The 12,324-nt window shown below is 40.3% G+C and carries 19 protein-coding genes and 1 tRNA gene; 15 read left to right on the top strand and 5 right to left on the bottom strand.

Annotated features, from left to right (window positions below; translation table 11 throughout):
* The 8 genes from EP1_RS12795 to EP1_RS12765 form a co-directional block, all read left to right on the top strand.
* Positions 1–345: hypothetical protein (locus tag EP1_RS12795; protein WP_067628147.1), on the top strand; the 345-nt coding region annotated here is incomplete at its 5' end.
* Positions 346–347: 2 nt separating this feature from the next.
* Positions 348–845, top strand: coding sequence for a hypothetical protein (locus tag EP1_RS12790; RefSeq protein WP_067628144.1), 498 nt, complete (start codon positions 348–350; stop codon positions 843–845).
* 11 nt (positions 846–856) lie between these two features.
* Positions 857–1,231, top strand: a complete 375-nt coding sequence (locus EP1_RS12785) for a hypothetical protein (RefSeq protein WP_067628141.1) — start codon at positions 857–859, stop codon at positions 1,229–1,231.
* A complete protein-coding gene (locus EP1_RS13405) occupies positions 1,231–1,359 on the top strand; it encodes an XkdX family protein (protein WP_083507558.1) in 129 nt (42 codons plus the stop codon). The genes EP1_RS12785 and EP1_RS13405 overlap by 1 nt, the downstream gene beginning before the upstream one ends.
* Positions 1,360–1,421: 62 nt before the next feature.
* Positions 1,422–1,664, top strand: coding sequence for a hemolysin XhlA family protein (locus tag EP1_RS12780; RefSeq protein ID WP_010746269.1), 243 nt, complete (start codon positions 1,422–1,424; stop codon positions 1,662–1,664).
* An 11-nt stretch (positions 1,665–1,675) separates the two neighbouring features.
* Positions 1,676–1,882, top strand: a complete 207-nt coding sequence (locus EP1_RS12775; RefSeq protein WP_067628137.1) for a phage holin — start codon at positions 1,676–1,678, stop codon at positions 1,880–1,882.
* 1 nt (position 1,883) lies between these two features.
* The gene (locus EP1_RS12770) at positions 1,884–2,696 is read left to right on the top strand and encodes a glycoside hydrolase family 25 domain-containing protein (protein ID WP_067628134.1); all 813 of its coding nucleotides are present in this window, start codon (positions 1,884–1,886) and stop codon (positions 2,694–2,696) included.
* Positions 2,697–2,981: 285 nt separating this feature from the next.
* Positions 2,982–3,053, top strand: a tRNA-Met gene (locus EP1_RS12765).
* Positions 3,054–3,179: 126 nt separating this feature from the next.
* On the opposite strand, the gene EP1_RS12760 is transcribed toward EP1_RS12765, so the two are convergent.
* Together EP1_RS12760 and EP1_RS12755 are read right to left on the bottom strand one after the other, a co-directional pair.
* Positions 3,180–3,434: a P-loop NTPase family protein gene (locus EP1_RS12760; RefSeq protein ID WP_067628130.1), complete on the bottom strand. Its 255-nt coding sequence runs from the start codon at positions 3,432–3,434 to the stop codon at positions 3,180–3,182.
* Positions 3,435–3,821: 387 nt separating this feature from the next.
* Positions 3,822–4,301 (bottom strand): methylated-DNA--[protein]-cysteine S-methyltransferase, encoded by a 480-nt coding sequence (locus tag EP1_RS12755; protein ID WP_067628125.1) that lies wholly within the window; start codon positions 4,299–4,301, stop codon positions 3,822–3,824.
* 93 nt (positions 4,302–4,394) lie between these two features.
* Between EP1_RS12755 and EP1_RS12750 the strand changes: the two genes are divergently transcribed.
* The 4 genes from EP1_RS12750 to EP1_RS12735 are packed head-to-tail and all read left to right on the top strand — an operon-like array spanning position 4,395 to position 7,829.
* Positions 4,395–5,774, top strand: coding sequence for a bifunctional metallophosphatase/5'-nucleotidase (locus tag EP1_RS12750; RefSeq protein ID WP_067628122.1), 1,380 nt, complete (start codon positions 4,395–4,397; stop codon positions 5,772–5,774).
* A 34-nt stretch (positions 5,775–5,808) separates the two neighbouring features.
* A complete protein-coding gene (locus EP1_RS12745) occupies positions 5,809–6,429 on the top strand; it encodes a YutD family protein (protein ID WP_067628119.1) in 621 nt (206 codons plus the stop codon).
* Between the two features lie 4 nt (positions 6,430–6,433).
* Positions 6,434–7,204: a TIGR01457 family HAD-type hydrolase gene (locus EP1_RS12740; RefSeq protein WP_067628116.1), complete on the top strand. Its 771-nt coding sequence runs from the start codon at positions 6,434–6,436 to the stop codon at positions 7,202–7,204.
* Positions 7,194–7,829: a TIGR01906 family membrane protein gene (locus EP1_RS12735; RefSeq protein WP_067628153.1), complete on the top strand. Its 636-nt coding sequence runs from the start codon at positions 7,194–7,196 to the stop codon at positions 7,827–7,829. Before EP1_RS12740 ends, EP1_RS12735 begins: the two co-directional genes overlap by 11 nt.
* A 19-nt stretch (positions 7,830–7,848) precedes the next feature.
* On the opposite strand, the gene EP1_RS12730 is transcribed toward EP1_RS12735, so the two are convergent.
* Together EP1_RS12730 and EP1_RS12725 are read right to left on the bottom strand one after the other, a co-directional pair.
* Positions 7,849–8,358 carry a phosphatidylglycerophosphatase A family protein gene (locus EP1_RS12730; RefSeq protein ID WP_067628113.1) on the bottom strand — a complete coding sequence of 170 codons (510 nt, stop codon included), beginning with the start codon at positions 8,356–8,358 and terminating at the stop codon, positions 7,849–7,851.
* A 19-nt stretch (positions 8,359–8,377) separates the two neighbouring features.
* Positions 8,378–9,361, bottom strand: coding sequence for an NAD(P)/FAD-dependent oxidoreductase (locus EP1_RS12725; RefSeq protein ID WP_067628110.1), 984 nt, complete (start codon positions 9,359–9,361; stop codon positions 8,378–8,380).
* 131 nt (positions 9,362–9,492) lie between these two features.
* Between EP1_RS12725 and EP1_RS12720 the strand changes: the two genes are divergently transcribed.
* The gene (locus EP1_RS12720) at positions 9,493–10,080 is read left to right on the top strand and encodes a peptidylprolyl isomerase (RefSeq protein ID WP_067628107.1); all 588 of its coding nucleotides are present in this window, start codon (positions 9,493–9,495) and stop codon (positions 10,078–10,080) included.
* Between the two features lie 28 nt (positions 10,081–10,108).
* Here EP1_RS12720 and EP1_RS12715 read toward each other — a convergent pair whose 3' ends face one another.
* Positions 10,109–11,275 (bottom strand): MalY/PatB family protein, encoded by a 1,167-nt coding sequence (locus EP1_RS12715; RefSeq protein ID WP_067628104.1) that lies wholly within the window; start codon positions 11,273–11,275, stop codon positions 10,109–10,111.
* Positions 11,276–11,353: 78 nt separating this feature from the next.
* Here EP1_RS12715 and EP1_RS12710 point away from each other — a divergent pair, with 78 nt between their 5' ends.
* Both EP1_RS12710 and EP1_RS12705 read left to right on the top strand, forming a co-directional pair.
* Positions 11,354–11,734 (top strand): CvfD/Ygs/GSP13 family RNA-binding post-transcriptional regulator, encoded by a 381-nt coding sequence (locus EP1_RS12710; protein ID WP_067628101.1) that lies wholly within the window; start codon positions 11,354–11,356, stop codon positions 11,732–11,734.
* 87 nt (positions 11,735–11,821) lie between these two features.
* Positions 11,822–12,184 (top strand): hypothetical protein, encoded by a 363-nt coding sequence (locus EP1_RS12705; protein WP_174519754.1) that lies wholly within the window; start codon positions 11,822–11,824, stop codon positions 12,182–12,184.
* Positions 12,185–12,324: the final 140 nt, after the last annotated feature.

Raw genomic sequence — 12,324 nt, 5'->3', positions numbered from 1 at the left:
GATCCGGGAAATGCCGCCACAATAACAGTAGGAACCGTAACAAGTGGTGCGACCGCTGCAGTAACTAATGCAGGAACGACTTCTGCTGCAAAATTCAACTTTGTTCTTCCAAAAGGTGACAAGGGTGATCCCGGAACAAATGCAACGACTACAGCAGTTGCTACAACTACAGCAAACGGTTTAATGGCATCAACAGACAAAGTTAAATTGAATGGGATTGAAACTGGTGCACAAAAAAATCCTGGTGTGGCAACTACAACTGTTGCTGGCTTGATGTCGGCTGCTGATAAAACTAAGCTAGATGGGCTTAATAATATTACATTTGAGAAAGTAGGGGAGGTTTAAATATGGCAGATATTGTACAGCTAAAAGAAGATGGCGTTGCTAAATATTTGAAGACACATGCGGATGCCATCGATGGAATTGAAGGGAAATTAGTAAAAGCTACAGGAAATGAAACAATTTTAGGTTTAAAGAATTTTCAGGATGGGCTTCAACTCGGTGGTCTTCCAGTGATGACCACTAAGACAGCAAGTCAAACTTTTGATTCAAGTACAACACCAGAAATTCAAGCAGGATCAATTAAATTCACACGGTATGGACCGTATGTTATCGGTTATCTAAATTTCCAAGTGCGTGCTGATCGCGATATTTCTCAAGATCAAAACGTTTTCTATGGATTAAATAGTGATCTAGCTTGCGATGCTGACTTTTTCGATTTCGTTTCCTCGTACGCTGGAGTAACAGCGTTAATCAATGTCATGCCAAATAAAATTGCAGCACGTACAACGTTAGTGAAATCTACTTGGTACGTAGGTAGAATTTTCTATAAAGCAAAAAATTAGGAGGGTTACTTATGAAGACGATTTATAAGGTTTTATATCCATTAGGATATGAACCACACGAGGTAGAAGAAGATTTCCCAACAATGATCCCTTTTGTTGAGGTTAAGCCGCTAGAAGGACTTAAAAATGATCAATCTCAATTTTACAATTTTGCAGAGAGAAAATGGGAAGAAGCTGTGACTCAAGATTATTCGAAAAAGTTACAGTTATTAGAAAACATATCCGCTGCCATCCAAGTTGAGAATCAAGCTTTAAAAGAATCAAACGAAGCTTTAACAAAGAAAGCAGAATCTATGTCACAATTAAACGGGAAGCTCATGTTGAATGATGTGGAGTTAAAGAAAGAAATCGAAGGGATCAAAACTCAAATTGGAGGTGCTGCCTAATGTTTAATTTTGATGACATTAAAATGATGTACGATTGGGGTTGTTTCACTGATGATCAAGTACGCGAGTTCGTGCCACTTTGTATCACTGATGAAGAAGCTGATCAGATTATCGCTAAAGCTGAATAAGCTTTATTTTTTTAGCCTCGTTTTTAACGGGGCTAATTATTTAGTTGGAAGGCGGGGGAGTTTTGAAAGATGATACTGCACAAGATGTTATTGAGCGCTTAGTGCGCATTGAAACAAAACTTGATAATTACGAGGCATTGAGAGAGAAGGCGGATGCTGCGAAAGATGTGGCGGATCACGCATATTCTATTGCACTCAACAATGCTGATGACATCAAAGAAATTAAAGCAAACAATAAATGGTCATGGGGTTACATGATCGGTTTAGGCATCACAATTATTGGCTATTTTTTAACGAAATTATAGGGGGGTTCGAAATGATTTTACCGGACAAGTATTACCAAATTATTAAATGGGCGGTTCTCACGGTGTTGCCAGCTGCATCTGTTTTAGTTGGCACACTTGGAAAAGCTTATGGTTGGAATGGAACAGATATGGCAGTTCTAACTATTAACGCATTAGCTACATTTTTCGGGGTTATCACTGGTGTTTCTGCATTCAATTTAAAAAATAAGGAGGACTAGAATGAAAAAGAAATTTTTGCTAGGAGCTGTTACAGCTCTTTTTTTATTGCCTTTTTTTCCTATCTCCGCACAAGCAGCGAAAGGAGATCAAGGAGTCGATTGGGCGGTCTATCAAGGTGCACAAGGGCAGTTTGGTTATGCTCACGATAAATTCGCGATCGCGCAAATCGGTGGCTATAATGCCGGAGGATTGTATGATCAGTGGACGTACCAAAGCCAAGTGAAGTCAGCATTAGCACAAGGTAAACGAGCCCACACATACATTTTGACGTCAAGTCCTGTGTGGTCGGTATTTCCTAGTATGGATGGTGTGGGCATCTATCAGTTCACTTCAACCTATGTTGGTGGCGGACTTGATGGAAACATTGATTTGACCGGTATTACAGATAACGGCTATTCAACATTACCGGATCCAAATCCAGCAGAAGTTACCGATGTCTACCGTGCGGGCCAAAACTATTCTGTGATGGAAGTCAAGAATGATAAAGGTCACGTTGACGGATACGGTGCAATGGCTGGTAAGATTAAAGCGGAAGGATGGAGCACACGCACTCATAAATATCAGTATGCTTTCATCTTAGATCGCACGAACGGTAAAGAACTGAAACGAATTAAGTTGAAAGACTTACCGCGCGCAGATGCAGCCAAAGTCTACAACAGAAATGACGTAGCAGGATTCAACATCGAATTTAATCAAAAAGATGTTAAAGGTCACTCAATCATCATTATGATTCGTAGCACGAACGATCCGAAAGGTGACACCAAAGGCGGATTTAATGACTTAACTGAAACACGCTGGTATTTAGACGTATAAAAAAGGCCCTCTGCATTCGCAGGGGGCTTATTTTTTTGCTTTCTTAATTGTAATTAAGATAGAAGAAGTCTCCCAGACTTAATTAGTTGGGAGTTTTTTTTTATAAGTATATAATGCTTGCAAAGAAATCGGTTTCTATGTAACATCTACTCTATTGGGAAGTCACTCGCCCATAAAAAAAAGGGAACGTCAGATACAGTTACTTGGGGAAGTGGACTGTGGGGAAGATCTGACGTTCTATTTCTTTATTGTAACACGTTTAAAAAATAATAATACTCATTTAAAGTACCCTTAGTTCAATAGGTAGAATACTCCGGTTCATATCGGAAGATGTAGGTTCGAATCCTACGGGGTACATAAAAATACCTCCTCTTTTAGAGAAGGTACGTGAAAATGTGCTATAATATTGTCAGAAATTAAATATCGTACGCCTGTATATGTACGTGATCTAGCTAGCGAATCTGCAAATTCGTTAGCTTTTTTTCATATCGCCATCTGTTCAAATTCCATCATTATCTTAGTCTTTCCAATCACCGAATATTTCTGCACTACAAACTGTTTTCTACTATTGTAGTGTCCGCCAATTACAATCCGCATTCCATTCTCCACATCAGCAAGAAAATTGAGCGAGTGACCAGCGATCAAACAGCTGACATCATCTAACTTAAAAAAGACAAGCGGACGTTCCGAATACTTTAATATTTTGACTTTGCTAACTGTTCCTGTTATTGACTCCACACGATCACTCCTCAACTTTATTAACCACATTATACGAACAAACGTTCTCTTTTGTAAAGCGAACAAATTGTTAAGACTAAAAAGGGGCAAAAAAGGGGCAAATGTTTGCCGATGTTGTCAAATAATGTCTAATTATCTGTATCAATTAAACGATAAAAACGTTGATTTGGCAGTATTTTAAAACATTTGTTTAGCAGTAATCCAACTAAGTGGGATCCGGCATGTGTCTGATAATATGACTTTTATAGCAAGCTGACTAGCTTGCTTTTTTTGTTTTCAATTTTGAATGAAGTATGAAAAAAATTAATTAGTTCTTTGATTAGAACAGTTGCTTTCGGCAAAAAACGCAGTTGAGCGGATTGGTTCAACTGCGTTTTTCCTATGGATTTAGAAAAGGGAAATTGTTTGTCTCGTAGGGTTTTCAAGTTCAAGTAAGCGAGCTTTGATTGTTAAGCCGGCTTCGCTGGATCCAGAATAACCGACGAGCTGGCCATTTTTACCAATGACACGATGACAAGGGATGATAAGCGGCAGAGGATTGTTATGATTGGCCTGACCAATCGCTCTTACGGCTTTCGGGCGCTTGATTTTTTCTGCAATAGCCAGATAGCTGCAAGTCTCACCATAAGGGATTTCTGTAAGAGCTTGCCAGACTTCCTGTTGAAATACGGTTCCAACTTCGAAAACATAAGGAAGTTCAAAGGTTTTCCGCTGTCCTGCTAAAAATTCTAGGATCTGCTTTTGAGCAGCTTTTAACAGAGCTTGGTCAGCTAAAGGATTCTCTTCGATGGGAGTATAAGAAACTCGGGTTAGAGCTGTTTGGTTAGCATCTAACCAAAGGGGGCCGAGTGTAGATTCGAATTTCATCATGTACCTCTTTCTGCTGAACGAGTTCGTTCAGCGTTTCTTAGCTATATGTTACTATAGATGGGATAAGAAGAGTTGAAAAGAGGATGGATAATGGAAAAAATTATTCTTTTACATACCAATGATCTCCACTCCCATTTAGAAAATTGGCCGAAGATTCGCCGCTTTCTCCTAAATCGTAAGCAAGAAGAGACGCCAGAAAAAAAGATCATTACAGTTGATCTGGGGGATTTTGTTGATCGCTGGCATCCGTTGACCGAAGCGACGAATGGTCAAGCGAATGTGGAGTTAATGAATCAAATTCATTACGATGCCGCGACGATCGGAAACAATGAAGGCGTGGGAAATTCTAAAGAGGAACTGAATCATTTATACGATCGAGCGAATTTTGATGTGCTTTTAGCGAATCTTTTTGATAAGGGAACGCTGCAACCTCCCGTGTGGGCTCAACAATGCAAGGTGATCACGACTGAGCAAGGTACCAAAGTGGGCTTAATTGCTTTTACGGCTCCGTTTCCTTTAACTTACAGTCCGAATGGCTGGGATATTCGTCAAGTGATGGATATTTTACCCGAGTTGGTGGCTGAACTTCGTCCTAAAGTGGATGTATTGGTGCTGATGAGTCACCTAGGGATCAGCGTTGATCGAAGAATTGCGCGGGAAGTCCCAGCGATTGATGTAATCTTAGGTTCTCACACGCATCACTTGTTTGAAGAGGGCGAAAAAATCGGGTCGGTCCAGTTAGCCGCTGCGGGGAAATACGGTTATTATGTCGGGGAAGTTCAGCTAACCGTAGATGAAGCACATCGTATCAAAAAAACTTCCGCCCACACCTATGCAACGGAGCGGATGCTACCATTACCGGAAGACCAAGAGGAGATTTCTGAGTATTTGCAAAGGGGCCACCAGCTTTTAGCGGATAAAAAAGTCGCCGAGATTCCCTTTGATTTGAGTACCGATTATCGAGCGGAACATTCATTGATTCATTATACCTTGGCTGCAGTGAAAGAAGCTGCTCAAACGGACGTAGCGATTTTAAATACGGGTCTATTTCTGACAGATGTGTCGGCAGGGATCGTCAATCAAGATCAGTTGCATACGACATTGCCTCATCCGATGCATTTAATCAAGGTGACACTGGATGGTAATAATCTGATCCGCTTGATTTTAGAGATGGAAAAAAACCGCCATTTTCTGATTAATTTTCCAGTAATGGGAATGGGATTTCGCGGAAAAGTTTTTGGTCACTTAGTTTATGATGGAATTGACTACGATCGAGTGAATCATCAAGTCCGCTGGTTGGGGGAACCGATTGATCCCGAACGTGAGTATACGCTTGCGACGGTGGATCACTATATGTTTGTTCCATTCTTTCCCACGATTGAGATTGCCGGACGCTATGAATTTCTTTTTCCGGATTTTATCCGTAGTGTTTTGGGAGACTATCTCCACACTCACTATCCAATCAAATAAAAACAAGGTATAATAGCAAACAGGTGGTGAAACGATGGCAAAAGAAAAAAGAGATAAAAAAGAACAAAAAAACACTTCAGAAAAGACTGTTACAGCAGAGCTGACTGAAGTCTTAGATGAAATCGTTGAGACTCCCGCTGAAGAAAAGAAAAAAGGTGAACCCGTTGTATTTGTCGATGACAGTAATCTTTTGATTGGTGAACGCCAATATCGCTTAGTTAGAAATTATCGTGAGGGCTTTGATGCCGAACGCTTAGGTGAACGCTTTAGTGAGGTTTTGACACGCTATGATTATATCGTTGGTGACTGGGGGTATGAGCAGTTGCGGCTAAAAGGCTTTTTCCGGGAAGAGGATCGGAAAAGTTTGCCCGAGCAACGAATAGATGCGCTAGAAGATTATCTATATGAATATTGCAATTTTGGTTGTGCTTATTTTGTTTTGGAACGGACTGGCGGCAAACGCCAGCAGCCGCGCAAAAAACGTAAGCGTAAGCGTAAAGATAAGCCACAAGCATATATCGAAGAGAAGAAGGTAGCGGTGACGGATAAACCTAAGAAAAAACCAGTAATTAAAAACCGTCAACCGAAAAAAGAACCCGTAACAACAACGAAAGAAAAAGACGGACGCTTCGTGATTCGTCAAAGAGAAGAGTAATAATATGTACAAAGGATATTTGATTGACTTAGATGGAACGATTTATCGTGGCAGTGAACCAATCCCTGCAGGCCGCCGCTTTGTGGAGCAACTGCAAGCGCGGCAGATTCCCTTTTTGTTTTTGACCAATAACACAACGAAAACACCTGCAACTGTTGCCGCTCGTTTGGCCAATGAATTCTCAATCCAGGTTGCCCCAGAAACGGTTTATACCGCAACTTTAGCGACGATTGATTATATGGACGATGCGGCCAAAGGAAAGAAAGTATTTGTGATCGGGGAGCCGGGCTTGATCGATCCCATTTTAGCGGCCGGCTATGTTTGGGAAGAAAAAGATCCGGACTATGTAGTTGTCGGTTTAGATACGGCAGTTACCTATGAAAAATTTGTGACTGCGACTTTGGCAATCCAAAAGGGCGCGTTGTTTATTGGAACCAACCCTGATAAAAATATTCCAACGGAACGAGGCTTATTGCCTGGTGCGGGCTCAGTGATTGCAATGGTTGAAGCGGCAACGCAGCAAACGGCCATTTATATTGGAAAACCAGAAGCAATTATTATGGACAAAGCAGTGGGTATTTTAGGAGTCGAGAGATCAGAGGTCTTGATGGTAGGTGACAACTACACCACCGATATCTTAGCTGGGATCAATAATGAGATTGATTCGTTACTAGTCTTATCCGGCTTCACGCAAAAAGCAGAGGTGCCGACTTTGCCGATTGCACCAACTCATGTAGTGGATTCGCTGGATGAATGGAATTTCAATGAAGAATAAATGGCTAGAAAGAATTGGACTAGTCTGTCTGTTGCTGAGCTTATTGACCTTGGCGATTACATTGACGATCAATGCCCGTTGGCTTTACCAGTTTGATATTGGACATTTGGAATTGTTGGATTATACAACGCTTTCAGAAAAAGAGTTGCTGCATAACTTTGATCAACTCATGAACTATTTGAATCGGCCGTGGGTGAAGACGTTGGAAATGACAGATTTTCCGGTATCCGCTAGTGGAGCTTTGCACTTTTATGAAGTGAAAAAGCTATTTTTATTAAATTATGGCTTATTGTTAGTGACGCTCATTCCCAGTGTGCTCTATCTGCGGCGCTTAGCTGGTCAGAAACACCTGTGGCTCTTGATCCAACCATTTCGGATCGCAGTCGTTGCGCCGATAGTGATTGCTTTTTTGATGGCAGTCAATTTCGATCGCTTCTTTATTATGTTCCACGGTGTTTTCTTTAATAACGATGCCTGGATTTTTAATCCGGCGACAGATCCGATCATCAATGTACTGCCGGAGACATTTTTCTTACATTGCTTTCTTCTGTTTTTCGTATTACTAGAAATTTTTTACTTCTTGCCAATTTATTTTGGTAAAAGAGCATTAAAAAAAGAGCAGTAAGCTCTTTTTTTTAATGCTCTTATTTGACAATTGAATCTAATTTACCTGGGTTTTCGTGGGCTAACCGACTGGCTGCGGATGCAGCGATTGCACCCACCAAATCATCGAGAAAGGTATGGACCTGCCCGTCATCGTGCTTATTGAGTTTTTTTAAAATTCCCGGCTTCACTTTATCGATGTAGCCATAATTCGTAAAACCGATCGAACCATAAACATTTACGATAGATAGCGCCATGATCTCATCAATGCCATAAAGCCCCTCATCTTCTTCGATAATATCTTGCAGAGGGAAATCCAGTTTCTTTTGTTCAGCCAATTTGTCTAATTCAATGCCGGTGATGATGGCATTGTGAACTTCACGTTTCGTTAATACGCGATTCACGCTGTCAATGCAGACGTCAATAGACAGCTTATCAATGTAGTCTTTTTGTAAGAAAAAGACTAGGTCTGCGATATCGCGAATCGTCACACCGCGTTCTGTTAAAAGTTCTCGTGCTTTTTGTTCAAGCGCCATTGTTTCGAATACCATAATTAGACCTCCGTTGAATTTAAATTTGTGGAAATAAACTAGTACTATGCCCAGGTTGTGCCCGATTTTTGGGATTCACATAGTGGAGTGCATTATTGACGGCTGTCGGTGCTTCTCCCATCCCGGTAGCGATCAATTTCACTTTTCCGTCATAGGTAGCAATATCACCGCAAGCATAGACGCCAGGGACAGATGTTCGCATATCGGATTCAACTAAAATCGCTTGCCGTGTACTTTCAAGTCCCCAAGAACGTAGCTGCTCCAAAGAAGAGGAAAACCCATAGTTTACGATTAAATAATCTACGCCTACTGTGATTGTCTCATCGCTTTTTACTTTTTGTAAAGTTAAACCTTCTAAAGCTTCATTCCCATGCAGTTCTTTTAAAATATAAGGTGTATAGATATTAACCGTGGATTCTTTTAATTTCTGGACGCTGTGTTCATGCCCGCGGAAATTATCGCGCCGATGAATAATTGAAACCTCTGCAGCGATGGGTTCCAACATCAAAGCCCAATCGATTGCGGAATCGCCACCGCCGGCAATCACGACTTTCTTTCCGGCATATTTCATCAAGTCGTTGATATAATAATCGATGCCATGATTTTCAAAGTGCTCGGCTTCGTCAAGCATTAATCGTCTTGGTTGGAAAGAACCGTTACCGATTGCTAAGACCACCGCCTTGGTATAATGAGTCTCTTTATTAGTGACCAATTCAAGATAGTCCTCGTGCTGCTTTAATTCTAGAACTTCTTCTTCTAAACAATAAGTATGGGAAAAAGTTCGTAACTGTTTTTCTAAGTTGTTCACTAGATCTGCCGCTTTTACAATAGGAAAACCGGGGATATCGTAAATGTTTTTTTCAGGGTAGAGCGTCGTCAGTTGTCCACCTAGTTGTGGTAAACTGTCGATCAGTTTTGTTTTAGCTTGGCGAATCCCTGCATAAAAAGCAGCGAACATGCCAACTGGCCCGGCCCCTACGATGGTAATGTCGAAAATATCCATTTGATCACCCTTTCTTTCCCCACGATTGTAACAAAAAAATGAAAAAGAAAGAACTGCTTGACTTCGAGAGGTGGCAAAACAAGCAAAGTTTGTTATGATAGACACAGTAAAAAATAAAGGAGGACATTGACGTGACTCAATTTCCACAATTAAATTTGACAGAAGAAAAAGGTCCAAAAGCGACAATTAAAACCAATATGGGGGACATTAAAGTTCAATTATTCCCTGAAGAAGCGCCTAAAACAGTTAAGAACTTTATTGAACTGGCTCAAAAAGGGTACTATGATGGAGTGATTTTCCACCGTGTAATCCCTGATTTTATGATCCAAGGTGGCGATCCAACTGGTACCGGTATGGGTGGGGAAAGTATTTACGGTGAAAAATTTGAAGATGAATTTTCACGGAACTTATTTAACCTGCGTGGAGCATTATCGATGGCGAATGCTGGTCCAAATACGAATGGCAGTCAATTCTTTATCGTCAACAACCAAAATGTTCCAGCCAACATGATGACTCAATTGGAAGAAGCTGGTTTTCCAGGTGAAATCGTTGAAACGTATAAACAAGGTGGAACGCCTTGGCTAGATTTCCGTCATACTGTTTTCGGTCATGTGATCGAAGGAATGGATGTAGTTGATAACATTGCAGCTGCAAAACGGGGTGCACAAGACAAACCGGTTCACGACATCGTGATCGAATCAATCGAGATTACTGAATAAAAAAGACGGCCGATTCGGCCGTCTTTTTTTAGTTTAGAGCAGTTACGATACGTTTCAACCCTTCTTCAAGAATCACACGCGGACAAGCGATGTTCAGACGCATATGCTGTTTACCGCTAGGACCGTAACTTATGCCAGTATTTAAAACAACTTTGCCTTTGTGCACGAGGAGTTGTTCCAATTCATCGTCAGAAAGAGGATAGGCTGAAAAATCTAGCCATAATAGATAAGTTCCTTCTGGTGGCATGATCTTCACCTTGGGCAAATGTGTTTTGAAAAAGTCCAAGGTGTAATGGATATTTCCTTGGAGATAAGGTAGTAAGGTTGCCAGCCACTCTTCACCAGTTTCATAAGCAGCTTCCATTCCAATCAGACCAAACGTGTTGATTTCTTGCTGAAAGTTCTCTGCTTGTTTACGAAGTAATTGTTTCCGCAAACGATCATTCTTAACAAAGACAATAGAATTTTTAATGCCGGCTAAATTGAAGGTTTTAGTCATGGAAGTAAACTGCAGGCTAAAATCACTGAAGTCTTCTCCTGCTTGAAAGAAAGAAGTCATCATGTTAGGTGGAAAAATCAAGTCTTGGTGGATTTCATCGCTGAAGACAAGTACTTGGTATTTTTTACAAAGTTCCCCCAATTTAGATAATTCCGCTTTTGTCCATACTCTACCACCAGGGTTGTGGGGATTGCATAGAATCATGACTTTCACCGAATGCTGTTTAAATTTTTCTTCTATGTCAGCCAGATCCATCACAAAACGCCCATCCTCTTCAATTAATGTGCTGCGGACCAATTGTCGACGGTTATTAGTAATGATGCCTGCAAACGGTGGGTAAACAGGGTCGTGAATCAAAATAGCATCATTTGGTTTAGTAAAAGCTTGCAAAGCAGTAGTGATTCCTGCCAGTACGCCTGAAAAGAAAATAATCTCTTCTTGGTTTATAGTAAGCTGATGTTTCGACTGTTCCCAGTTAACGATCGCTGTGTAGAGTTTCTCAGGTGTGTCTGTATAGCCTAAAATGCCATGAGTTAATAATTTCTGATAGGCCGTTAACACGCCAGTCGGTGCTTTAAAATCCATATCGGCAATCCACAGAGGCAAAAGTTCTTTTTCATTGTATGTTTTAAGAATGGTATCCCATTTAATACTGTTAGAACCAAGCCGATTAACCGGTTGTTCAAAATTCGTCATACTACGTCCTCCTATTTGCAAACTTCTATTTTCTATCTAAATACAGTATAATGAAACATGCGAAAAGAGGGAAATAAATTGGAATATAAAATTGGAGAGATCGTTGAGGGACGTGTTACAGGGATTCAACCATATGGGGCGTTTATTTCGTTAGATGAACAGACGCAAGGGTTGATCCATGTATCGGAAGTCCAAGCTGGCTACACAAAAAATATTCATAGTTTTTTGGAAGTAGGACAAACTGTCAAAGTTCAGGTCATTGATATTGATGAATATACCAAAAAAATTAGCTTGTCGTTAAGAACATTAATGGAGAATTCAAGCGAGACACCGTATCATCGAAAACGCTATTTTACAAATCGAAATAAGAACATAGGGTTTCGGACGCTTGAAAAAAATATGCCGATTTGGATAGAAGAGGCCGTGGAATATTTAGTAGAAGAGCAGAATGGAAAATAGTTTTCAATTTCATGCAAAGAATATCTTTTTTTCTGAAAACATGCTACAATAAGTAGGATTTACAATTAGCTTTTTGCAGAGGTGGAAATTGTGACGAAACAAGTATCTGGAACAATCATGTTGCATTTAGAAGATGGATCAAAACGGTTTTTAGTTCATGAAACAGGAAAAGATAAAGAGTTTGCCCGCGCCGATACCAAAGCTGAAAATACAGTTTTAGCTAGTTTTTTGAATTTTTTGAAAGCCTCACTACATATTGATGTTAACAATATTCGTTTAGTCGAATTAACCAACACGCAATCACATGGCATGAGTTTACCACTCTATGTTTTTGAAATGGCTAGTACTGAAGTTACAGAACTGCCTGAAGGTTTTGCCTGGGAAAGTCCGGAAAGTGTAAGGAAAATCCTTGGAACCATTGAAATTGAAGGTGTACCATTATTCGAATAGTCGATAAAAAGAGAGCTTATAAAAATAAGTTCTCTTTTTTTGAAGAAAATAGTTGACCGCTGAATCATTAAGTGGTAAATTAATAAACGTTGCTGATACAGCAAAAGCCGAACAATGAAAATTGAAATTAAAAAAACTTC

This window comes from Enterococcus pseudoavium NBRC 100491 (genome assembly GCF_001544295.1).
Classification (GTDB): Bacteria; Bacillota; Bacilli; order Lactobacillales; family Enterococcaceae; genus Enterococcus_A; species Enterococcus_A pseudoavium.
The sequence above is the reverse complement of the archived record's forward strand: the minus strand, read 5'-3'. Positions and strand labels throughout refer to the sequence as shown.